23 protein-coding genes are annotated in these 23,565 nt (G+C 42.0%); all 23 read left to right on the top strand.

Annotated features, from left to right (window positions below):
- Positions 1-71: 71 nt before the first annotated feature.
- Positions 72-1,301 carry a bifunctional phosphopantothenoylcysteine decarboxylase/phosphopantothenate--cysteine ligase CoaBC gene (gene coaBC / locus ACQKFO_RS06935; RefSeq protein ID WP_427597588.1) on the top strand — a complete coding sequence of 410 codons (1,230 nt, stop codon included), beginning with the start codon at positions 72-74 and terminating at the stop codon, positions 1,299-1,301.
- The gene (gene priA / locus ACQKFO_RS06930) at positions 1,288-3,711 is read left to right on the top strand and encodes a primosomal protein N' (RefSeq protein ID WP_427597587.1); all 2,424 of its coding nucleotides are present in this window, start codon (positions 1,288-1,290) and stop codon (positions 3,709-3,711) included. Before coaBC ends, priA begins: the two co-directional genes overlap by 14 nt.
- Before the next feature lie 32 nt (positions 3,712-3,743).
- Positions 3,744-4,226, top strand: coding sequence for a peptide deformylase (def, locus tag ACQKFO_RS06925; protein WP_427597586.1), 483 nt, complete (start codon positions 3,744-3,746; stop codon positions 4,224-4,226).
- Positions 4,226-5,179 (top strand): methionyl-tRNA formyltransferase, encoded by a 954-nt coding sequence (gene fmt / locus ACQKFO_RS06920; protein WP_427597585.1) that lies wholly within the window; start codon positions 4,226-4,228, stop codon positions 5,177-5,179. Before def ends, fmt begins: the two co-directional genes overlap by 1 nt.
- A complete protein-coding gene (rsmB, locus tag ACQKFO_RS06915) occupies positions 5,172-6,506 on the top strand; it encodes a 16S rRNA (cytosine(967)-C(5))-methyltransferase RsmB (RefSeq protein WP_427597584.1) in 1,335 nt (444 codons plus the stop codon). The genes fmt and rsmB overlap by 8 nt, the downstream gene beginning before the upstream one ends.
- A 317-nt stretch (positions 6,507-6,823) precedes the next feature.
- Positions 6,824-7,573 carry a Stp1/IreP family PP2C-type Ser/Thr phosphatase gene (locus ACQKFO_RS06910; RefSeq protein WP_427597583.1) on the top strand — a complete coding sequence of 250 codons (750 nt, stop codon included), beginning with the start codon at positions 6,824-6,826 and terminating at the stop codon, positions 7,571-7,573.
- Between the two features lie 4 nt (positions 7,574-7,577).
- Complete coding sequence (gene pknB, locus ACQKFO_RS06905) at positions 7,578-9,602, top strand: Stk1 family PASTA domain-containing Ser/Thr kinase (RefSeq protein ID WP_427597582.1); 2,025 nt, start codon at positions 7,578-7,580, stop codon at positions 9,600-9,602.
- Positions 9,603-9,743: 141 nt separating this feature from the next.
- Complete coding sequence (gene rsgA, locus ACQKFO_RS06900; protein ID WP_427597580.1) at positions 9,744-10,625, top strand: ribosome small subunit-dependent GTPase A; 882 nt, start codon at positions 9,744-9,746, stop codon at positions 10,623-10,625.
- Between the two features lie 2 nt (positions 10,626-10,627).
- Positions 10,628-11,278, top strand: a complete 651-nt coding sequence (gene rpe / locus ACQKFO_RS06895; protein WP_427597579.1) for a ribulose-phosphate 3-epimerase — start codon at positions 10,628-10,630, stop codon at positions 11,276-11,278.
- Positions 11,279-11,337: 59 nt separating this feature from the next.
- Positions 11,338-11,985 carry a thiamine diphosphokinase gene (locus ACQKFO_RS06890; RefSeq protein ID WP_427597577.1) on the top strand — a complete coding sequence of 216 codons (648 nt, stop codon included), beginning with the start codon at positions 11,338-11,340 and terminating at the stop codon, positions 11,983-11,985.
- Positions 11,986-12,098: 113 nt separating this feature from the next.
- The gene (gene spoVM, locus ACQKFO_RS06885; protein WP_032088878.1) at positions 12,099-12,179 is read left to right on the top strand and encodes a stage V sporulation protein SpoVM; all 81 of its coding nucleotides are present in this window, start codon (positions 12,099-12,101) and stop codon (positions 12,177-12,179) included.
- Between the two features lie 468 nt (positions 12,180-12,647).
- Complete coding sequence (rpmB, locus tag ACQKFO_RS06880) at positions 12,648-12,836, top strand: 50S ribosomal protein L28 (RefSeq protein ID WP_034755741.1); 189 nt, start codon at positions 12,648-12,650, stop codon at positions 12,834-12,836.
- A 320-nt stretch (positions 12,837-13,156) separates the two neighbouring features.
- A complete protein-coding gene (locus ACQKFO_RS06875) occupies positions 13,157-13,519 on the top strand; it encodes an Asp23/Gls24 family envelope stress response protein (RefSeq protein ID WP_034755738.1) in 363 nt (120 codons plus the stop codon).
- Between the two features lie 15 nt (positions 13,520-13,534).
- Positions 13,535-15,199, top strand: coding sequence for a DAK2 domain-containing protein (locus tag ACQKFO_RS06870; RefSeq protein ID WP_427597575.1), 1,665 nt, complete (start codon positions 13,535-13,537; stop codon positions 15,197-15,199).
- Positions 15,200-15,296: 97 nt separating this feature from the next.
- Positions 15,297-15,959, top strand: a complete 663-nt coding sequence (gene sdaAB, locus ACQKFO_RS06865) for an L-serine ammonia-lyase, iron-sulfur-dependent subunit beta (RefSeq protein ID WP_427597574.1) — start codon at positions 15,297-15,299, stop codon at positions 15,957-15,959.
- 49 nt (positions 15,960-16,008) lie between these two features.
- Entirely contained in the window at positions 16,009-16,902 is an 894-nt protein-coding gene (gene sdaAA, locus ACQKFO_RS06860; protein ID WP_427597573.1) for an L-serine ammonia-lyase, iron-sulfur-dependent, subunit alpha, read from the top strand.
- A complete protein-coding gene (recG, locus tag ACQKFO_RS06855) occupies positions 16,889-18,940 on the top strand; it encodes an ATP-dependent DNA helicase RecG (RefSeq protein ID WP_427597572.1) in 2,052 nt (683 codons plus the stop codon). The genes sdaAA and recG overlap by 14 nt, the downstream gene beginning before the upstream one ends.
- A 92-nt stretch (positions 18,941-19,032) precedes the next feature.
- Positions 19,033-19,614, top strand: a complete 582-nt coding sequence (gene fapR, locus ACQKFO_RS06850) for a transcription factor FapR (protein WP_148968708.1) — start codon at positions 19,033-19,035, stop codon at positions 19,612-19,614.
- Positions 19,615-20,604, top strand: a complete 990-nt coding sequence (plsX, locus tag ACQKFO_RS06845; protein WP_427597571.1) for a phosphate acyltransferase PlsX — start codon at positions 19,615-19,617, stop codon at positions 20,602-20,604.
- Between the two features lies 1 nt (position 20,605).
- Complete coding sequence (gene fabD / locus ACQKFO_RS06840; protein WP_427597569.1) at positions 20,606-21,550, top strand: ACP S-malonyltransferase; 945 nt, start codon at positions 20,606-20,608, stop codon at positions 21,548-21,550.
- Positions 21,551-22,294 carry a 3-oxoacyl-[acyl-carrier-protein] reductase gene (fabG, locus tag ACQKFO_RS06835; RefSeq protein ID WP_427597568.1) on the top strand — a complete coding sequence of 248 codons (744 nt, stop codon included), beginning with the start codon at positions 21,551-21,553 and terminating at the stop codon, positions 22,292-22,294. It abuts the gene before it with no gap.
- 93 nt (positions 22,295-22,387) lie between these two features.
- A complete protein-coding gene (gene acpP, locus ACQKFO_RS06830) occupies positions 22,388-22,621 on the top strand; it encodes an acyl carrier protein (protein WP_113968250.1) in 234 nt (77 codons plus the stop codon).
- Positions 22,622-22,814: 193 nt separating this feature from the next.
- Positions 22,815-23,561, top strand: coding sequence for a ribonuclease III (rnc, locus tag ACQKFO_RS06825; RefSeq protein ID WP_427597567.1), 747 nt, complete (start codon positions 22,815-22,817; stop codon positions 23,559-23,561).
- Positions 23,562-23,565 lie beyond the last annotated feature (4 nt).

Here is a 23,565-nt window from a genome sequence, read left to right as displayed (position 1 = left end):
AACCCTATTTTCTTTTTCTATCAATATCCTTCATAATAAAGGAAGGATAAAGTGTAATGGGGGAAAGCAGAATGATCAAGGGGAAAAAAATACTGTTATGTGTATCTGGTGGAATTGCTGTATATAAAGCGGCTGCTTTAACGAGTAAGCTGGTCCAAAGCGGTGCTGATGTGAAGGTCATCATGACAGAATCAGCACGAAAATTTGTGGCTCCACTTACTTTTCAGGCATTATCCCGTCATGATGTATACTGGGATACCTTTGATGAAAAGGATTCGTCGAAGATTGCTCATATTGACTTAGCTGACTGGGCAGATCTTGTACTGGTTGCACCAGCCACTGCGAACATCATTGGGAAGCTCGCGAACGGAATTGCAGATGACATGATTTCTACAACCATTTTGGCAACGACAGCGAAAGTATGGATTGCCCCAGCCATGAATGTACATATGTATGATCACCCGGCGGTGAAGCGGAATATTGATACCCTTTTTGAGTTTGGCTACCGATTTGTCGAACCAAGTGAAGGGTATTTAGCTTGTGGATACGTTGGAAAAGGAAGATTAGAAGAACCTGAGAAAGTAGTGGAACTGGTTGATCGCTATTTTTCTAATCTTGATAGCGAAGGTAAGATGTTACAGGGGAAAAAAGTCGTCATAACTGCCGGACCGACAAGGGAAATGGTCGATCCCGTTCGTTTCTTCTCCAACCGCTCAACAGGAAAGATGGGCTACGCCCTTGCAGAGGCGGCCGTGTCTCTTGGGGCAGAGGTCGTCTTGATTTCCGGACCGTCTCAATTACCCGTTCCAAGTGGGGTTGAATTTGTCTCCGTAACAAGTGCCGAAGACATGTACAATGCTGTGCATGAAGCGTTTACAACAGCGGATATAGTTGTGAAGAGCGCTGCAGTCGCTGATTATCGTCCGAAAGAAATCTTCGAGGATAAGTTGAAGAAAAAAGATGGTAATCTAGTGATTGAATTTGAACGTACAAAGGATATATTAATGAGTCTTGGTGAGCGCAAGAAACATCAGTATCTAATCGGATTTGCGGCCGAAACAACAAACGTTAACGAGTATGCGAAAGCAAAGCTTGAGAAAAAACGGGCAAACATGATCGTTGCAAATAATGTAAAAGAAACAGGATCAGGGTTTGGAACGGACACGAACAAAGTATCGATTGTAACGAGCGATGGTGACATTCGAGAGCTGCCATTATTGTCAAAGGTAGAGGTAGCGAAAGAAATCTATAAAGAAGCGATCCAGCAGATGAAGAAGGGTGCCTCACATGAACGTAGCTAGTGTCATCGTGGATGTTCCTGCCATGCAGACGGATCGAACCTACGACTATAGTATTCCGGCTGAATGGAGGGGCAGCATCGTTCCCGGCATGAGAGTCATTGTTCCTTTTGGACCAAGGAAAATCCAAGGCTTTGTCATTGAATTAAAAGAAAAAGGCGAAGTCTCTAAACTGAAATCGATTGTTGAGCCGATGGACCTTGTACCGGTCCTGAATAAAGAACTACTAACATTGGGGAACTGGCTTACAGAGAAGACCCTTTGCTTTAAAATCTCAGCATTTCAAGCGATGCTACCGGCAGCCATGAAAGCGAAGTATGAAAAATTATTCCGACTCGAGGGGGATAAGAGTCCGGGTGAACTTCATCCTTCGCTTCAACACTTCTTTCAGAATGGAAAGGAAGTGTCCTGGAAAGCGATTGAAGAAAACGGCCTGCTCCCTCTCGTCCATAAAGAGGTAAAACAAGGTTCAGTTGAAGTGATTTACAGAGTGAAAGCGAAGGGGAATAAAAAAACGGTCCGAAAACTGTATCTAAATGTACCTGACAATGATTTAGAAGAAGTGAAGAACAGTCTGCCACCTCAAGCAAGTAAGCAGAAACAAATTATAGAATACATGAGTGACACTGCTCCTGGTGGGGACGGGATCCTTGCCGCAACCCTACTTGAAGAGTTGGCGACTACCTCATCTACCGTTAAATCGCTGGTCAATAAAGGGGTTCTGATTGAGAAAAGTGTTGAAATGTATCGTGATCCCTTTGAAAACAGGACGTTCGAGAAGACCTCACCGCTTTCATTAACGGCTCAACAGGACCAGGCGATTTGTCCTATACTGAACACCATCGATAAAGAAAATCATCACACATTCCTTCTTTACGGAGTGACAGGGAGTGGTAAAACGGAAATCTATCTTCAATCCATTCAACGGGTCTTGGAAGAAGGTAAGGAAGCGATTGTATTAGTCCCTGAAATCTCGCTTACTCCCCAAATGGTTCACAGGTTCAAGGGCCGGTTCGGAAATGATGTAGCTGTTCTCCATAGCGGTTTGTCAGTTGGTGAAAAGTATGATGAATGGAGAAAGATTCAGCGCAAGGAAGTAAAAGTGGTGGTCGGTGCCCGCTCAGCTGTTTTTGCTCCATTTGAGAATATCGGGATCATCATAATTGATGAAGAGCATGAAACAAGTTATAAGCAAGAAGAAAATCCTCGTTATCATGCCAGGGACGTAGCCATTTATAGAGGGGAATACCATCAATGCCCTGTCATTCTGGGCAGCGCCACACCCTCTTTAGAATCCTTTGCTCGAGCATCAAAAGGTGTATATGGGCTCCTCACGCTGGATAAACGGATGAATGATGGACCACTTCCTTCGGTTGATATTGTGGATATGAGAGAGGAACTTAGGAAGGGGAACCGTTCCATGTTCTCAACTGAACTTTTCGAAAAGCTTCAGGACCGAATTGAGAAAAGAGAGCAAACCGTTCTATTCCTGAATAGAAGAGGACATTCATCATTCATCATGTGCAGGGATTGCGGCTTTGTCCTTCAATGTCCAAACTGCGATATCTCTTTGACCTACCATCGCTTTTCAAACGGCATGAAATGTCATTACTGTGGCTACGAAGAAGGAGTTCCCACTACTTGCCCTGAGTGTACGAGTGAGCATATCCGTTATTTTGGGACAGGAACTCAAAAAGTAGAGGAAGAATTGACGAAGCTTATCCCCGAGGCCAGGATCATTCGCATGGATGTGGACACGACCTCGCGAAAAGGGTCACATGAAAAGCTATTGACAGCCTTTGGAGAGGGGAAAGCAGATATACTCCTCGGCACACAAATGATTGCCAAGGGTCTGGATTTTCCGAATATCACTCTCGTCGGGGTACTCAGTGCCGATACGATGCTTCATCTACCGGACTTCAGAGCTGCGGAGAAGACGTTTCAATTACTTACTCAAGTAAGCGGACGTGCAGGCAGGCATACTCTGCCGGGAGAAGTAGTGATTCAAACGTATACACCGGAGCACTATTCAATCGAGTTAGCGTCTAATCATGATTACAACCGTTTTTATCAACAGGAAATGATGATGAGGAAAATGGGCTCCTACCCTCCCTTTTACTACATCACCCTCGTCACATTAAGTCATGAAGATTTGATGAAAGTGGTGGATATTGCAGAGAAAATGACGCAATATATCCGTTCAAAGCTATCCGAAACAACGATCATTCTTGGACCCGTGGCGTCACCTATCCCCAGGATAAAGAATAGATATCGGTATCAATGTTTGATAAAATACAAGCGGGAACCAAATCTTGGTACTACGTTGAAAACAGTATTAGATCAGTATCAGCAGCAATATGCGTCTCAAGGGTTAACAATCTCCATAGATGTGAACCCTTATATGATGATGTAACTATATTTTTTATGGAAAAATGGAGGAGACTTATGGCAATACTTCCAATTGTAATGCACCCTGATCCAATCTTAGAAAAAGAATGTGAGAAGGTAACGGCATTTGATAAGAAATTAAAAAAATTATTGGCAAATATGTATGACACTATGCTTGAAGCGGATGGTGTTGGCCTGGCAGCTCCTCAAGTAGGAGTCGACCTTCAGGTGGCAGTGGTGGATATCGGGGATGATACGGGTACGATCGAGCTTATCAATCCGGAAATCATCGAGGCGGAAGGATCTCAAACCGACCTTGAAGGGTGCCTGAGCTTCCCGGGGTTATATGGGGAAGTGACCCGTCCTTATTCCGTCAAGGTCAGAACGTTTGACCGAAAAGGAAGAATGATTGAAATTCAAGCCCAGGACTTTTTAGCCAGAGCGATTCAACACGAAATTGATCATCTACACGGTGTTCTATTTACCTCAAAAGTAGAAAAATATGTGACAGAAGAAGAATTAGAAGGGTATGAAGCTTAATGACGAAAGTAATATTCATGGGAACGCCTGACTTCTCCGTTCCTGTTCTTCAATCTTTATTAGACGAAAATTATGATGTGATCGCGGTCGTGACACAGCCGGATCGCCCAGTGGGTAGAAAAAGGATTCTCACGCCTCCACCTGTAAAGGTAGCAGCTGAAAAGAATGGGATTCCAGTCTATCAACCAGAGAAAATTAAGGATGAAAATGAGTTAAACAAAGTGCTTGCATTAGAGCCTGACCTTATCGTAACGGCCGCTTTCGGACAAATTCTTCCCAACTCATTACTGGAAGCACCTCAGTATGGTTGCATCAATGTTCACGCCTCTTTACTTCCTGAACTTAGAGGGGGAGCACCCATTCATTATTCCATTCTCCAAGGAAAAGAAAAAACGGGCATCACCATTATGTATATGGTCGAAAAGCTGGATGCAGGGGATATTATTAGTCAAGTGGAAGTGGATATTGAAGAACGTGATCATGTCGGAACCCTCCACGATAAATTAAGCGTTGCAGGTGCAGCGTTACTCATTGAAACCGTGCCCAAATTATTAGCAGGGGACATAGCCCCGGTCAAACAGGATGATTCAAAAGCGACGTTTGCACGAAACATCAAACGTGAACAAGAAAAAATTGACTGGACGAAAGGTGGAGAAGAAATCTACAACCATATTAGAGGACTTCACCCGTGGCCGGTTGCATTCACCACTTTAGAAGATTCTGTGATCAAAGTTTGGTGGGGAGAAAAAGTCAGCGGAACGTCTGCTGCTGTTCCTGGAGAAATCATGAAGATTGAAGAGGATGGATTCGTTGTTTCCACAGGCACTTCAGTAGGAATAAAAATAACCGATTTACAGCCTTCGGGGAAAAAGAGAATGAGTGCAAAGGATTATCTGCGTGGAGCAGGCTCTCACCTGAAAGCAGGAATGATGTTAGGAGAAAATAATGAGTAATCGAAATAAAACCGTCCGTGAAGCAGCACTCGATGTCATTGAAGCGGTAGAAAAAAATCAATCGTATAGTAATTTATTACTCAATTCTGTGATTGAAAAAAATCAGCTGCCAAGTAAGGATATTGGGTTATTAACGGAACTGACATATGGAACCATTCAAAGAAAAATGACGTTGGATTTCTATTTAGCTCCATTTCTTAAAGGGAAGCTGGATGAGTGGGTTCGTCATCTATTGCGTTTATCCCTCTATCAGCTTGTGTATTTAGATCGAATTCCTGACCGTGCTGTTTTCTATGAAGCTGTAGAAATTGCTAAGAAGAGAGGGCATAAAGGCATTTCAGGTTTGGTGAATGGGGTCTTGCGTTCTGTACAAAGGAAAGGGCTTCCTTCCCTTGAGACTATTAAAGATCCAATCGAGCGGGTGGCCATCGAAACGAGTCATCCTTATTGGCTTGTGAAGAGATGGGAAGAGCAATTTGGCCTTGAGAAAACGAAAGAAATGTGTGAAACCAATTTAATCGCACCAAAACAAACCGCACGGGTGAACACAACCAGGATCGCTCGAGAAGAGCTCATCCAATTCTTGACGGACAATGGAAATGAAGTGAAAGAAAGCCCGATTGTTCCGGAAGCGATTCAGTCACTTCGAGGGAATCTGGCCAAAACAGATGAATATCGTAACGGTCAATTCACCATCCAGGATGAAAGCTCAATGCTTGTCTCCTATGCTTTAAAGCTTGAACTCGGGATGAAAGTGTTAGATGCATGCGCAGCCCCAGGCGGGAAAACGACTCACATAGCAGAAAAACTATCAGGAACCGGAGAAGTCCATGCATTGGACTTACACAAGCATAAGGTCAAATTAATTGACGAAAATGCCACTCGTCTTGGATTAAACAATGTAAAGACTGCAACCCTTGATAGTCGAAAAGCAGGAGAGAAGTTTGAAAAAGAAAGCTTCGATCGCATCCTGGTGGATGCCCCATGTTCTGGATTAGGTGTATTAAGAAGAAAACCGGATATTAAATATGCTAAAAAAGAATCGGATCTTCAATCACTGCAAAAGATTCAGTTGGACATCCTTTCAGCCGTTGCACCATTGTTAAAAAAAGATGGATTATTGGTTTATAGCACTTGTACTGTTGACCAAAATGAGAATGAAGGTACTGTGTCGGCTTTCTTAAGTGATCATCCAGAATTCGCTCCTCAGCCATTAGATGAACTTCCGGATTCCATCACACCGTTTATTAGAGAAAATCAATTACAAGTATTTCCTCAGGATTTTGGCGGGGATGGATTCTTTATTTCTTGCTTTAGAAAAAAATAAGTCGAAAATGCTCAAATATCGAAAGTAAAGCAGGAAAATTCACCAGAAAAGTCGTAAAAGTACAATAGCCCTTAATGAATCTTTGATTATCCATTACTTTGTAATCATATGTTTATTTTATCAACAGTGATAAAAGCTGAAAATATTCTCGCTTTTCATTATCAACCTATTCAGCTCACCATCAGGACTTATGGCAAGCTGAACGTATTTAACGAAGATAATCAAAGTGAATTCATTTTTTGAACTAAAGTTGCACCCTACTATGAGTATAAGGAGCTACTTGCAACAGGTGCCGAAGAAGAGACGAGGTGACATAAGTGAAAACTGTATATTTTACGGACAAAGGGAAAGTGCGTCAACTAAATGAAGATAGTGCTGGCGTATTCGTGAATCATCATGGCGATCATTTAGCTGTTGTAGCAGATGGAATGGGCGGTCACAGAGCTGGAGACGTTGCCAGCGAGCTTACCATCTCCATGTTAAAGGACTTATGGGAGAAAACAGAGAAATTTCACACTGCTGATGAAGCCGAAAATTGGTTAAAATCAACTATTAACGAAGTAAACAAAGAAGTATATACTTATTCTCAATCTAATCCAGAGTGTGAAGGGATGGGGACGACTCTGGTTGGAGCCATTTGTACCTCCTTGTTTGCAACCATTGTCAATATTGGTGACAGCAGAGGATATATACTGAACGAAAATGGTTTTCATCAGTTAACAGAAGACCATACACTTGTGAATGAATTAGTCAGAAGCGGTGAAATTTCAAAAGAAGATGCAGAGCATCATCCAAGAAAAAACGTGATACTTAGAGCGATAGGTACGGAAGCTTCAATTACGATGGATATTAAAACGATAATGTTTGAAGAAGAAGACGTTATTTTATTGTGTTCAGACGGTCTTTCTAATAAAGTCTCCCAAAAAGAAATGAAAGAGATATTGGTTCAGGACCACTCCCTGGAGAATAAAGGAGAGTCACTTGTTCATTTAGCCAATGAATATGGCGGTGAAGATAATATTACCGTAGTAATTGTAGAGTTTGCCGCTGAAACGGAAAGCGGGTGATAACATGATGGAAGGAAAGCGCATCAGTGGGCGTTACAGAATCATTAAACTAATCGGCGGCGGAGGAATGGCCAACGTTTATTTAGCTCACGATGTGATTTTGGATCGTGAAGTGGCTATTAAAATGCTCCGGATCGATTTTGCCAATGAAGAGGAATTCATTAAAAGATTCCAACGGGAAGCTCAATCTGCTACTAGCTTGACTCATCCTAACATTGTGAGTATATACGATGTAGGAGAAGAAGATGATTTATACTATATTGTCATGGAATATGTCCATGGTATGACCTTAAAGCAATACATACAGCAACATTCACCAGTTCATGTAGACAAAGCGATCGATATTATGAAACAGTTAACCTTAGCAATGTCTCATGCTCATCAGAATCATATTGTACACCGGGATATTAAACCCCATAATATCCTTCTTGATGAAGAAGGAAATGTGAAGATAACGGATTTCGGGATCGCGATGGCTCTTAGTGCCACTTCGATCACCCAGACCAATTCAGTCCTGGGATCGGTCCATTACCTTTCTCCTGAACAGGCGAGGGGCGGAATGGCTACGAAAAAATCTGATATTTATTCACTGGGAATCGTCATGTTTGAATTGTTAACGGGCAGATTGCCTTTCTCTGGAGAATCAGCGGTCTCGATTGCCTTAAAGCACTTGCAATCGGAAACACCATCTTTAAAAAGGTGGAATCCTGATATTCCCCAGAGCGTTGAAAATATCGTATTAAAAGCAACGGCCAAGGATCCATTCAGACGGTATGAGAGCCTGGAGGAAATGGATGAAGACCTGTTTTCGGCACTTGACCCTGATCGGATGAATGAGCCTAAATTTGCCGTTCCCCTTGATGACGAAGCAACAAAAGCGATACCTGTCATTACTGATCAAAAGGCGTATTCGAATCTTGATGATACGATTGTTCACCATCAAGCTGAAACAGACAAACTTCAAACCAAGCCGACACTTCCTGTTCAAGAGGGGAAGAAGAAAGGCAAGAAGAAAAACAAGAAAAGTGATCCTAAGAAAAAGGGTAAAAAGAAGTGGCCGATATTCATTATTAGTTTATTCTTTTTGCTCATTCTTTTAGGGATTGCTGCTGTTACTTTCGTTCCTGAACTGCTGGGGCCGAAGGAAATCCAGGTACCGGATGTGACGGATAAAGATACTACTGAAGCCGTTTCAACCATTGTATCCGAGGGGTTTGTCGTTGGAGAAACAAAAAAACAATCCCATGAATCGATTCCTGAAGGTTATGTAATCAAGACAAACCCGAAGGCAGGACGGATGGCGAATGAAGGATCGGCTATCGATATCTATGTTAGTACAGGAAAAGAAAAAGTGGAAGTCGAGGACTATGTCGGAAAGGGTTTTGAAGAAGTGTCCTCCGAACTTGAAGAAAAAGGGTTCACTGTAGAGAAAGAAGAAGAATTCAATGAATCTGAACCTGCTGGAACAATCACCGACCAGGACCCATCTCCTGGAGTAGAAGTCGTGGCAGAAGAAACGACGATTACTTTTACAGTTAGTAAGGGAACTGAGAAGTTTGATTTGGAAAGCTTGGAAGGTTTTGATCAAACTGCACTTGATAAATATGAAGCTTCGAATGAGATAAATATCATTGTACAGAGCGAAGAATTTTCAGATGAGGTTGAAGAAGGTAGAGTTATTTCTCATAAGCCGGTTGCAAGTACTCCGATTAGTAAGGGTGAGGATGTTTACGTTATTATGTCTAAGGGTCCTGAGCCACCTAAGGAACTCCCTACGAAGGAAGAAACAGTAAAGGTAACAGTTCCTTATACGAAAAATGATGGTACCCCTCAACCAGTGGAAATCCTGATTAAGGACAAGGATAGTACTTTTGAAGATAGTGAACCGGATCAGATCGATGGTATTACGAAGGATACGGAGTTCACACTTACCTTTACATTGGATGAAGGTACGGTGGGGGAATATAAAATATTAAGAGACGGTCAAGAGTATAAAACAGGCACTGTCGAGTATCCTAAAGATGAATAAATGACAATTGACAAAGGGCTGTACCCGGGTTTTTAATGAACCTGACGGGACAGTCCTCTTGTTTTCATTTATAATAGTAGTGATACATAAAACAAATGACTTAATTATTCTTTATAAAATATTCTGAATAGGAGGTTTCGAATGCCTGAAGGAAAAATCGTTAAAGCATTAAGTGGATTTTACTATGTGCTTTCAGAAGGAAGCGTTACACAATGTCGGGGCAGAGGTAATTTCCGTATAAATAAAATAACACCCCTGGTGGGTGATTATGTTGAATTTCAAGCGGAGAACAAAACGGATGGATACATCCTGAAGGTCCATGACCGTAAGAATGAGTTAGTACGTCCCCCGATTGCCAATGTCGATCAAGCGATACTGGTCTTCTCTGCAAGCGAACCGGATTTTAGTCCTGCATTACTTGACCGCTTTCTTGTGTTGGTAGAGAGTAAAGAAATAGAACCGCTTATTTGTGTAACCAAGATGGACTTACTTACATCTGATCAAACAGACAAGATTGAACGATTTGTAAAGGATTACCGCTCATTCGGTTATGAAGTCCTGATGACGTCTTCAAAAACCGAGCATGGCGTAGAGGAATTAACTCCGTATTTACGTGATAAAATTTCTGTCTTTGCAGGGCAGTCCGGAGTAGGGAAATCATCTTTGCTTAATGCCTTGAAACCTGAACTTGAATTAAAGACTGCCATGATCTCATCTCATTTAGGACGGGGGAAACATACGACACGTCACGTGGAACTGATTGATATTGAAGATGGGTTAGTAGCTGATACCCCCGGGTTTAGTTCATTGGAGTTTTCAGAGCTTGAAATTGAAGAGTTGCCTCAATGTTTCCCTGAAATGGTTGAAGTTTCAGAGGAGTGTAAATTCAGGGGCTGCCTCCATATCAATGAGCCGAAATGTGCCGTTAAAGCTGCCGTTGAAGCAGGCGAAATCCCTACTTACCGTTATGATCACTACCTAACGTTCCACAAAGAAATAAAAGATAGAAAGCCGAGGTACTAAACATGAAAATCGCACCTTCCATTCTGTCTGCAAATTTTGCAGAGTTAGGGAATGAAATTAAAGATGTTGAAAAAGGGGGAGCCGACTATATCCATGTGGATGTGATGGATGGTCACTTCGTTCCGAATATCACATTGGGTCCAATGATCGTGAAAGCCGTCAGACCGTTAACAACGTTACCACTGGATGTTCATCTTATGATTGAAAATCCAGGTCAATATATTGAAGCTTTTGCAGATGCGGGAGCTGACTATATTACCGTCCATGTAGAAGCAGATCCCCATTTGCACAGAACGATCCAGATGATCAAAAGCAAAGGGGTTAAAGCGGGAGTCGTCCTAAACCCCGGGACTCCGGCAGAAATGATCAAGCCAGTTTTGCAAGATGTCGATATGGTTCTGTTAATGACAGTGAATCCTGGATTTGGTGGTCAATCGTTTATTCCGTCTGTCGTTCCGAAGATCAAACAGATTCGTGAATGGGCGAATGAAGTAAACCCTGCACTTGAAATAGAAGTTGATGGTGGCATTAACCCTGAAACGGCAGCCATATGTGCTGAGGCAGGAGCTGATGTGTTTGTAGCTGGTTCTGCCATCTACAACCGCAGCGATCGAGGGGCGGCAATCGAAGAATTAAAGAGATCTCTTGTATAAGAGACGACAGGGCTGATCCTTTTGGGTCAGTCCATTTTTGTAGAAAAGGAGTGGAGATAATGATAATCAATATAGTAGCAGGTGGTCCAGGAAGATATATCCCTGAATTGAAGGAGTACGACGGGGAAGTAGTGAAGTGGATAGGGGTGGACCGTGGGGTTTATACACTATTGGAACAGTCCATGGAACCATGGGTAGCGTTTGGGGATTTTGATTCAGTTACCGATGAAGAATGGCATCTGATTCAAGAAAAAGTCCAGGAAGTCAATCGCTTTAAGCCTGAAAAGGATGAAACGGATCTCGAACTTGCCCTTAACTGGGCAATTGATCAGAATCCAGACAATATTAACATTTTTGGTGCGACTGGAGGACGCCTTGATCACTTCATGGGAAACCTACAATTACTCATGATGCCAAGCCTGGTTGAAAAGGATATCCATGTGGAAATCATCGATGTGCAAAATCGAATATACCTCGCTACAGCAGGGGGACATTCCGTGGAGAAAAACAAGGATTTACACTATATTTCTTTTGTTCCCGTCACCGATTTTGTTGAGGATATCACCCTCTCAGGCTTTAAATATCCATTAAAAAAACGGAATATTTTCAGAGGTTCCACACTATGTATTAGTAATGAACTTATACAATCATCTGGTACTTTTTCCTTTTCAAATGGCATATTAATGGTGATAAGAAGCAGTGATTAAAGCTTCTAAAAACCAGGCAGAAAAGAAGACGTACTTAACTGAGACTGCTTGAATAGACTGAACTGTTGTCAATCGAAACATTACGTTCTTTAGATTGTGGGGAGGGACTAAAAATGCGCTTTTATACAATTAAATTACCAAAATTCTTGGGTGGACTTGTGAGGGCGATGTTAGGAACGTTTAAAAAAGAATAAATGGTCTGTTGGAGATGGCTATTGCCATCTTCTTTTTTGTTAGCAAGCCGCCTCCGCTTTTCTATATGTCCAGCTCCGGCGGCTAGTCCCTCGAGGTCATAAGCTAAATTGACCAAAAAGGCAAAAAGCCGCCTTTCTGGTTAGTTCGCCTTATGCTTGTCGCCTCAGGGCGAGCCCCTTACGCTTTTCTGCGATGTCCAGCTCCAGGGGCTTGATGCTCGAGGTCATAAGTCAAACCTGCCAAAAAGGCAAAGAGCGCCTTTCCGGCAGGTTCGCCTTATGCTTGTCGCCTCTGGGCGAGCCGCCTCCGCTTTTCGGGGTGTAAAGTATTTTTTCTTGAAAGGTTTTAATTGTAGTATTGCATTATAGAAAGTTGTGTGATAAATTATTAAAGTATCTTTATGATAATAAGCGAAATGTGGAACTGAAATTAACTTCAGCTTCTTGTTAGTGAGGAGGGAATATATTATGGCAAAACAATGCGTAGTAACAGGCCGTAAAGCTAGCTCAGGTAACGCTCGCTCTCACGCAATGAATGCGAACAAGCGTACTTGGGGTGCAAACCTGCAAAAAGTTCGAATTCTTGTAGACGGAAAGCCTAAGAAAGTATGGGTTTCTGCAAGAGCGTTGAAATCTGGTAAAGTTGAACGCGTATAATACTTAAAACGAGAAGACGTCTAGTTTCTAGGCGTCTTTTTTCTATCTTTTGCTAAGTGGACAACGTGATCTGATAGAAACATAAAAAATCAGGGCATTTCTGGATTAAGTATCTGGAACATGAACAATCCATTCTCTAAAATACGATTATCATCACTCAGTTCACCTGAAGTATAAATGATTAATCTTTGCTTATTAAGGAAAAAATAGAGATCATGACCCAACAAATCACATAGAGATAATAGTTTAGCTTTCAAAAACAGCATACTTATAGTAAAATGTTTTTAGCCAAGCATGTAATTAAAGGGGGAAAACATTCCATGTCCATCGAATTGAAAACGCAGTACGGACAAATTGATATTACGAATGATGTCATTGCAATGATTGCTGGAGGTGCAGCGGTGGATTGCTACGGAATTGTTGGAATGGCTTCAAAGAACCAAATTAAAGACGGTTTCACAGATATCTTACGTAAGGAAAATTTCACTCGCGGAGTGATCGTTCGTCAAGATGAAGAGGAAGTACATATTGATATGTATATTATTGTGAGTTATGGTACAAAAATTTCTGAGATTGCTCATAATGTACAATCCAAGGTTAAATATACTCTTGATAAGACCGTCGGCTTGGCGGTAGATTCAGTAAATATTTTTGTGCAGGGGGTTCGTGTCACGAACCCGTAGTGAGGAGGAAGATTCGTGTCGATTACATCTTTGGAAGGAAAACGTTTTGCTGAAATGGTGATACAAGGTGCCACCCGATTATCTGCCCATGCGCAGCTGGTTGACGCGCTGAACGTTTTTCCTGTTCCTGATGGTGATACTGGAACAAATATGAATTTATCCATGACTTCTGGTGCGAAGGAAGTTCAAAACCATATTCAAGGCCATATTGGAAATGTGGCTGCCGCTCTTTCAAAAGGGCTATTGATGGGAGCAAGAGGTAACTCAGGTGTTATCTTATCCCAATTGTTCAGAGGCTTTGGTAAAGCGATTGAAGGGAAAGAATCCTTATCAAGTGCAGAATTTGCCAATGCACTTCAAACAGGTGTAGAAACGGCTTATAAAGCGGTAATGAAACCTGTTGAAGGAACGATTCTAACGGTTGCGAAAGATGCTGCCAGAAAAGGTGTTTCTGTAGCTGAAACAGAAAATGATTTCGTAAAGCTAATGCAGGCAATCGTCGATGAGGCACAGGCTTCGTTAAATCGTACACCTGATTTACTTCCTGTTCTAAAGGAAGTGGGAGTGGTTGATAGTGGTGGTCAAGGACTACTATTCGTATATGAAGGATTTTTAGCTGAGCTAAAGGGAGAAAAGGTTTCCAATCAAGCTTCGTTACCGTCCATGAATGATCTCGTGAGTGCTGAGCATCATAAAACAGCTCAGGATTTCATGAGTACGGAGGATATTGAGTTTGGCTATTGCACTGAATTCATGGTTAGATTTGAACAAGACAAACAATCATTTGACGAAGAAGATTTCCGGCAGGATTTAAGCGGATTCGGTGATTCCCTGCTTGTCATAAGTGACGATGAATTAGCTAAAGTACATATCCATTCTGAACAACCGGGTGATGTATTGACGTATGGTCATAAATACGGAAGTCTCATCAATATCAAGATTGAAAACATGAGACAACAGCACAGCAGCATCGTTGGTGAAACAAAGCCGGTGAATTCTCAAACTCCTGCTGCACCAAAAGAAGTTGACTTTGCCATTGTTACGGTTGCTATGGGTGAAGGGATTTCCGAGTTATTCAAAAGCATCGGTGCTACCGCTGTGATTGAAGGTGGTCAAACGATGAATCCAAGTACGGAGGATATCGTAAAAGCTGTTGAAGAAGTGAATGCGAAGAAAGTCATTATCATGCCAAATAATAAAAATATTATTATGGCAGCAGATCAAGCGGCAGAAGTTCTTGAAATGGAAGTAGCCGTTGTCCCAACGAAGACAGTGCCTCAAGGAATGGCTGCATTACTTGCTTTTAATCCATCAGCCTCTGTTGAAGACAACAAGCAGTTAATGACTGAAGCTTCAAAGCAGGTCAAAACGGGTCAAATCACGTTTGCTGTAAGAGATACGAATATTGACGGTGTTGCGATCGCTAAAGATGACTTTATGGGAATCGCAGAAGGTAAGATTGTTATTTCTGATCATGACCGTCAAAAGTCGGCGCAAAGCTTATTAGAGAAAATGCTAGATGAAGACTCCGAAATTTTAACCATTCTATATGGTGAAGATGTAACAGAAGAGGACGTGCATTCATTAAAAGAGTATGTAGAAGAGCATTATGAAGATGTAGAAGTGGAAGTTCATAATGGTAAACAACCACTTTACTCCTATATATTCTCAGTTGAATAAGGAATAAAGGAAGGGGGGCAGCTCTATATGGAGTTTGTCCCCTTCAATTATGTTAGAATGGTTATATAGTTAGGATGTTAAGTGAGGGGGAAAAGTCATGAAATACAAAAGTGTATTTGATATTATCGGTCCTGTTATGATTGGTCCATCAAGCTCACATACGGCTGGTGCTGCCAGAATAGGAAGAGTGGCGAGAAACCTGTTTCGCAGGGAACCGAAATGGGCGACGATATCCTTTTATGGATCATTTGCAAAAACGTACAAGGGTCATGGAACAGACGTTGCCATTGTAGGTGGAATCCTCGATTATGATACATATGATGAACGAATTATCGAATCAATCAATGTAGCAAGGCAAAAGGGAATAAAGATCAAGTTTCAAGAGGAAGATGCCATTACGGATCATCCGAATACTGCTCGTATCCGGATGGGCGATGACAAAGGAGAAATCGAATTAGTGGGTATCTCCATTGGTGGAGGAAAAGTTGAAATTATCGAACTTAACGGATTTGAACTCAAACTGTCAGGTCATCATCCTGCTATACTGGTCGTTCATGACGACCGCTTTGGGGCGATTGCATCTGTATCCAATGTCATTGCCAAACATCAATTGAACATCGGTCATATGGATGTTTCGCGTAAAGAAAAGGGTCAGATGGCATTGATGACAATAGAAGTGGATCAGCCGATTGATGAAGCTGTCATCAATGAACTGACGTCTCTGCCCAATATTACTCAAGTTACCCGGATTTCCGATTAATCAATTACTATAATGATAGCGTTTACATTCAGGCGAGGAGGTCATTTTTATGTTTCGAAATGTAGCAGAGTTAGTAGAACTAGCTGAAAGTCAAAATAAGAAAATTTCTGATATTATGATTGAACAGGAAATAGAATTTACAGGTAAATCCTTTGAAGAAGTCTACAGTCAAATGGAGAGAAATCTTGAAGTGATGGAACAGGCTGTAGCCAGAGGGCTGGAAGGTGTGAAATCACATTCAGGTTTAACAGGCGGGGATGCTGTGCTTTTACAAAAGTATATTGAAAAAGGCAACTCACTTTGTGGGGACACCATCCTGGATGCAGTAAGTAAAGCGGTAGCAACCAATGAAGTGAATGCTGCAATGGGGACGATATGTGCGACGCCAACTGCAGGGTCTGCAGGAGTTGTTCCGGGAACATTGTTCGCTGTTAAAAATAAGCTGAATCCTACTAAAGATGAAATGATCCGCTTCTTGTTTGCGTCTGGAGCGTTTGGGTTTGTTGTAGCGAATAACGCTTCCATCTCAGGTGCAGCGGGTGGATGTCAGGCTGAGGTTGGATCTGCGAGTGGGATGGCAGCAGCAGCAATAGTTGAGATGGCCGGGGGAACACCCAGCCAATCGGCTGAAGCCATGGCGATTACCTTAAAGAATATGTTAGGGCTTGTGTGTGACCCGGTTGCGGGACTCGTTGAGGTACCCTGTGTGAAGCGGAATGCAATGGGAGCGGCCAATGCGATGGTTGCAGCGGATATGGCACTTGCAGGCATAACGAGTCGTATTCCGTGTGATGAAGTGATTGACGCCATGTACAAAATCGGTCAAACAATGCCGGTGGCTCTCCGTGAGACGGCTCAAGGAGGATTGGCTGCCACCCCTACAGGCAGGGAGCTTGAAGCGAAAATCTTTGGGGTTTCCCTGAATAAACGTGAAGACTCATAATGAAGGACTAACGATCCAGGACATCAAGGGGATTGGTGAAGAAACAGCTGTACAGCTGAATGCAATGGGGGTTTATTCTGTTCTGGATTTGTTAGAATACCTGCCTTACAGGTACGAGGATTACAGGCTTCGAGATTTGGAGGAAGTCGCCCATGATGAGCGTGTCACAGTGGAAGGGAAGGTCCATTCAGAACCTGCATTAATGTATTATGGGAGGAAAAAATCCCGTTTAACCCTGCGGATTTTGGTTGGGAGGAATTTAATTCAGGCCGTATTTTTTAATCAGCCGTATTTAAAGAAGAAAATAAACCTTCACGATACGGTGACAGTGACAGGGAAATGGGATAAAAATAGGCAAATCATAACGGTTCAGTATTTTCAGTCTGGCCCCCACGGGAAACAGGGGGACTTTGAACCTGTTTATTCATTAAAAGGCTCTATTAAAAATAACACACTTAGAAAATTCATTAAAAAGGCTTTTCAGGACTACAGTTATTTGCTGACGGAGAACCTGCCTCATCATCTAATGGAGAAATATAAGCTGGCAAGTCGAAACGATGCTCTTTATCATCTTCATTTTCCAGATTCAACTGAAGACATGAAGCAGGCAAGAAGACGCTTTGTTTATGAAGAGTTTTTGTTGTTTCAACTGAAAATGCAGGCACTTAGGAAATTTGAAAAAGAACATTCGTCTGGAGTGCAGCAGCATTATGATTTAGATAAGGTCAAAGCGTTTGTTGACTCTTTGCCGTTTCCTTTAACTGATGCACAAAAGCGTGTGGTAAATGAAATTTCAGCAGATATGAAGTCCCCTTATCGCATGAACCGCCTTTTACAGGGCGATGTTGGTTCCGGGAAGACAGTCGTATCGGCAATTGCATTATACTCCAGTGTAACCGCAGGATATCAAGGGGCTTTAATGGTTCCTACAGAAATTCTGGCAGAACAGCACGCAAACTCTCTGAGTGAATTGTTGGAACCTGTGGGCCTTTCTGTTGCCCTGTTAACAAGCTCGGTAAAAGGAAAAAGAAGAAGGCTGTTATTAGAAAAATTAAAAGACGGAGAAATTGATATCCTTATTGGAACACATGCGCTTATTCAGGAGGATGTTCAATTTAAGCATTTAGGACTCGTTGTTACCGATGAACAGCATCGCTTTGGGGTGAATCAAAGACGTGTACTCAGAGAAAAAGGGGAAAGTCCTGATGTATTGTTTATGACAGCGACTCCGATTCCACGGACGCTTGCCATTACGGTGTTTGGTGAAATGGATGTAAGTATAATCGACCAAATGCCAGCAGGAAGAAAGGCGATTGAAACTTATTGGGCTAAAGCGGATATGCTATCAAGGGTGCTTTCGTTCATGGACAAGGAGTTAGACCAAGGCAGGCAGGCCTATGTGATATGTCCCCTGATTGAAGAGTCGGACAAACTGGATGTTCAAAATGCAATAGATGTTTACAATCAATTGCTGCTTTACTTTGAAGGACGTTACAACGTCGGATTGATGCATGGAAGGCTTCACCCCGATGAAAAGGATGAAGTGATGAGGGAATTTAGTGCAAATCATCTTCAAGTACTTGTATCCACAACAGTAGTTGAAGTAGGTGTGAATGTTCCAAACGCTACTTTCATGCTGATTTATGATGCCGAGCGCTTTGGGTTGTCTCAGCTTCATCAATTAAGGGGAAGGGTTGGACGCGGCGAACATCAATCCTATTGCATTCTTCTTGCCGAACCGAAAACCGAGGTTGGAAAAGAACGAATGAAGATCATGACTGAAACCAATGATGGGTTTGTTCTTAGTGAAAAAGATCTTGAACTAAGGGGTCCGGGGGATTTCTTTGGAAGAAAGCAGAGTGGACTACCTGAGTTTAAAGTGGCAGATATGGTGCATGACTACCGTGCGTTGGAAGTTGCGAGAGATGATGCTGCAGGCTTAATTCAATCCGATCAGTTTTGGAAGGATCCCGAATATGAACCTCTCAGGAAGTGTTTATCCGCTTCGGGCATATTAGAGGGTGAAAAGCTAGACTAGACAGGCAGATTGTGAGATTCTTTCTTGCAATCTGCTTTTTTTGATTATATACTACTATTAGTACCTAGTACTAATACTGGACGGTGTTGAAATTGAGACTTTCAAAGAAGGAAAGACAGGGAAACCTTACGGACACAATAAAGGAAAATCCTTTCATAACAGATGAAGAATTAGCTGAACGTTTTCGAGTAAGTGTGCAGACAATCAGGTTGGATCGTATGGAATTATCGATCCCTGAACTTCGTGAACGTATTAAATATGTCGCAGAGAAATCATTTGAAGATGAAGTGAAATCATTACCTATTGAAGAAATTATTGGAGAGATTATTGATATAGAGTTAGATCAGAGTGCGATTTCCATATTTGACGTGAAACAAGAGCATGTTTTCGTTCGGAATGGGATAGCGAGGGGGCATCATTTATTTGCTCAAGCGAATTCTCTCGCTGTTGCCGTAATTAATGATGATCTAGCGTTAACAGCAAAGTCAACGATCCGATTTACCCGACCTGTAAAGGAAGGTGAGCGTGTTGTTGCGAAAGCGAAAGTGATACATATGAAAGATCAAAAGGATCGAACAACTGTAGAAGTTCAAAGTGTAGTCGGTGGCGAACTCGTTTTCACAGGTGAATTTGAGATGTATCGCTCTAAAAAATCTGCAAAGGATGAGGCGTAGATGAAGTTAGCCGTAGATGCAATGGGCGGAGATCATGCTCCTAAAGAAATAGTTCTTGGTGTAAAACGGGCATTAAGTGAATTTAATGATATAGAAGTGATTTTATACGGAGATGAAAATCAGATCAAACAGTACATCACACCAGTTGATCGATTGACAATCGTTCATACGGATGAAGTGATCGAGGCGACAGACGAACCTGTAAGAGCCGTCAAACGCAAGAAGAATGCATCGATGGTTCTGATGGCACAATCGGTCAATAATGGAGAAGCGGATGCGTGTATTTCTGCAGGGAATACAGGTGCCCTTATGACAGCTGGATTGTTCATTGTAGGCAGAATTGATGGAATTGAACGACCTGCCTTGGCACCTACGCTTCCGACATTGGATGGCAAGGGGTTTCTTATGCTCGATTTAGGTGCAAATGTCGATGCCAAGCCTGAACACCTGTTGCAATATGCCATCATGGGGAGTATATATGCCGAGAAAGTAAGAGGTATCAACAATCCTCGCGTAGGTTTATTGAACATCGGTACCGAAGAAAAAAAGGGGAACGAATTAACCAAGAGGACATTCCAATTATTGAAAGAGGCTCCTATTCATTTTATTGGAAATGTAGAGTCCAGAGACTTACTTGAAGGTCCTGCGGATGTCGTCGTAACCGACGGGTTCACCGGGAATATGGTATTGAAGACGATTGAGGGAACGGCTCTTTCTGTTTTCTCTATGCTTAAAAAGACATTCACAGCTTCAACAAAAAATAAATTGGCTGCAGGATTAGTGAAAAATGATTTAAAGCAAATGAAAAATATGCTCGATTATACAGAGTATGGGGGCGCGGGCTTATTCGGTCTGAAGGCACCGGTGATTAAAGCCCATGGCTCTTCAAATGAAGTTGCCCTATATAATGCCATGAGACAAGCCAGGGAAATGGTGAAACACAAAGTCTCCAATACGATTAAAGATGCTATCAAGGGGAGTGAAGAATAACATGAGTAAAATTGCGTTCATTTTTCCCGGACAAGGTTCTCAAACTGTAGGAATGGGAAAAGAATTAGCTGACAAATATCCTGAAGTACAAGCATATTTCACTAAAGCGGATGAAAGATTGGAATCGGAATTAACAAGTGTTATATTTGATGGACCGCAAGAAGAGCTTACTCAAACGACAAATGCTCAGCCAGCTCTATTAACAACGAGCATCGCGATTTTGGATCGTTTAAGAACAGAAGGCATTACAGCAGATTATACGGCCGGACATAGTTTAGGTGAATATTCCGCACTGGTAGCTGCTGGTGCTCTTCGCTTTGAAGATGCGGTGTATGCTGTTCGTAAAAGAGGGGAATTCATGGAAGAAGCGGTTCCAAGTGGAGAAGGCACGATGGCTGCTGTTCTGGGTATGGCAAGAGAGCCGCTAAAAGAGGTTACAGATCTTGTAACTGAAGAGGGGCATCCAGTAGGGCTTGCGAACTTAAATTGTCCTGGTCAAATTGTGATTTCAGGTACGGTGAAAGGAGTGGAACTTGCTTCTGAGAAAGCCAAAGAAGCTGGAGCGAAAAGGGTCATCCCACTTCAAGTAAGTGGTCCATTCCATTCCCAATTAATGAAACCTGCTGCAGATCAGTTTGTTTCGATTTTGGATTCTATTACGATTGAAGATGCAGCTGTACCGGTCATCGCGAATGTGACGGCAGAACCTGTGACCAATCGCGAAGAAATCAAGCGTTTATTAATCGAACAATTATACTCACCTGTTCAATGGGAAGATACTGTCGAGAAATTGCTTGAATTAGATGTGGATACGTTCATTGAAGTTGGACCTGGTAAAGTACTTTCAGGTCTAGTGAAGAAAGTGAATAGACGGGTGAAAACGTATGCTGTTCAAGATGAAGCATCGTTGGTACAAACCATCCAAGCGTTAAAGGAGGAAGCGTAAATGAATTTAGAAGGTAAAGTTGCCCTTGTAACGGGAGCATCCCGGGGAATCGGAAGGGAAATTGCTCTTGAGCTTGCCCGTGAAGGCTGTAATGTAGCCGTTAACTATTCTGGCAGTGAAGCGAAGGCTAATGAAGTCGTCGATGAGATTAAAGGTTTAGGCAGGGAAGCCATTGCCATACAATGTAATGTATCAGATAGTGATGCTGTTCAGGAAATGGTGAAGGAAACGATTGGCCAGTTCGGTTCAGTGGACATTCTTGTTAATAATGCTGGGATCACGAAAGATAATTTATTAATGAGAATGAAAGAAGCAGAATGGGATGATGTCATCAACATCAATCTTAAAGGCGTCTTCCTTTGCACCAAGGCCGTTACACGCCAAATGATGAAGCAAAGAAGCGGTCGAATCATCAATATTTCCTCGATTGTCGGTGTGAGTGGAAACCCTGGACAGGCAAACTATGTGGCAGCCAAATCTGGTGTGATCGGATTAACGAAAACAACAGCCAAAGAATTGGCACCCCGAGGCATCACGGTAAATGCAATCGCTCCAGGTTTCATTTCCACGGATATGACGGATCAGCTTCCGGAAGATGTACGTAATGAAATGTTAAAGCAAATTCCTTTAAGCCGCTTTGGTGATCCTCAGGATATTGCGAAGGTAGTAACGTTCGTTGCATCTGAATCAGCTTCTTATATGACAGGGCAAACGCTCCATATAGATGGTGGAATGGTCATGTAACGTCAAAAAATAATAAATTATTAATTGTTTTCGTGGATACTCTTTTCATTAGAGGTCAAAATGCTCTATAATACTTGAGGGGAGGTGACAAAAATGGCAGAAGTATTAGATCGTGTAACAAAAATTATCGTAGATCGTTTAGGTGTGGATGAATCTCAAGTAACTCTTGAAGCTTCTTTCAAAGAAGATCTAGGAGCTGACTCCCTTGATGTAGTTGAGCTGGTTATGGAACTTGAAGATGAATTTGACATGGAAATCTCTGACGATGATGCTGAAAAAATCGGCACAGTAGGTGATGCTGTGAACTACATAAAAGCAAAAGCTTAATCGTTAGATTGAATTAAAAGATAAGCGATCGCTGATCTTTCATTCAAAACCATTCAAAACTTGGTAGAGGTCTCACTTCTACCAAGTTTATTTGTGTTCTAACATGTGCAAGAAACTTTTGCGTAATTGCTTTTTTTAGCATAAACTTGATTAGTAGAAAAAAGAGAACATATAGAGCAAGGTGGAGTGCCTTATGCGGAAGCAAAGTAGAAACAAAGGAATATCCAGACATAAAAATGATAGTAAGTTTAAAACGTTTCAAGATGAAATCGGTATTCAATTTACTGATGAAAAACTACTTAAACAAGCTTTTACTCATTCATCCTATGTGAATGAGCATCGTCGTAAGCCTTATGAAGACAACGAACGCTTAGAATTTCTTGGGGATGCCGTTTTGGAATTAACCGTTTCTCAATTTCTTTTCAAGAAGTATCCAATGATGAGTGAGGGTGAACTTACGAAATTAAGGGCAGCCATAGTATGTGAGCCATCCCTGGTTAAGTTCTCGATTGAAATGAATTTCGGTGAACTCATCTTACTTGGTAAAGGTGAAGAAATGACGGGCGGGCGGGAAAGACCAGCATTACTCGCAGATGTCTTCGAGGCGTTTATCGGAGCGGTATATTTGGATCAAGGGTTAGAAAAAGTGATATCAATCCTTGAAAAAGTTGTCTATCCAAAAATCAACGTCGGTGCTTTTTCTCATGTGATGGATTATAAGAGTCAGTTACAAGAGCTGGTCCAACGAGGCAGTGCAGGGATGATTGAATACAGCATCCTTGAAGAAAGCGGGCCTGCCCATAACCGGCAGTTTATTTCCCGAGTCAGTTTAAATGATGAAGAATTAGGCATTGGAAAAGGCCGATCTAAGAAGGAAGCTGAACAACAAGCCGCACAGAAGGCACTTGAGAAGCTAAAACAAAAGCTAGACGCTAAATAGGGGG

This window comes from Rossellomorea sp. NPDC071047 (assembly GCF_050270195.1).
Lineage (GTDB): Bacteria > Bacillota > Bacilli > Bacillales > Bacillaceae_B > Rossellomorea.
Note: the sequence above shows the minus strand (reverse complement) of the source record. Positions and strands in the feature narration are given on the sequence as shown.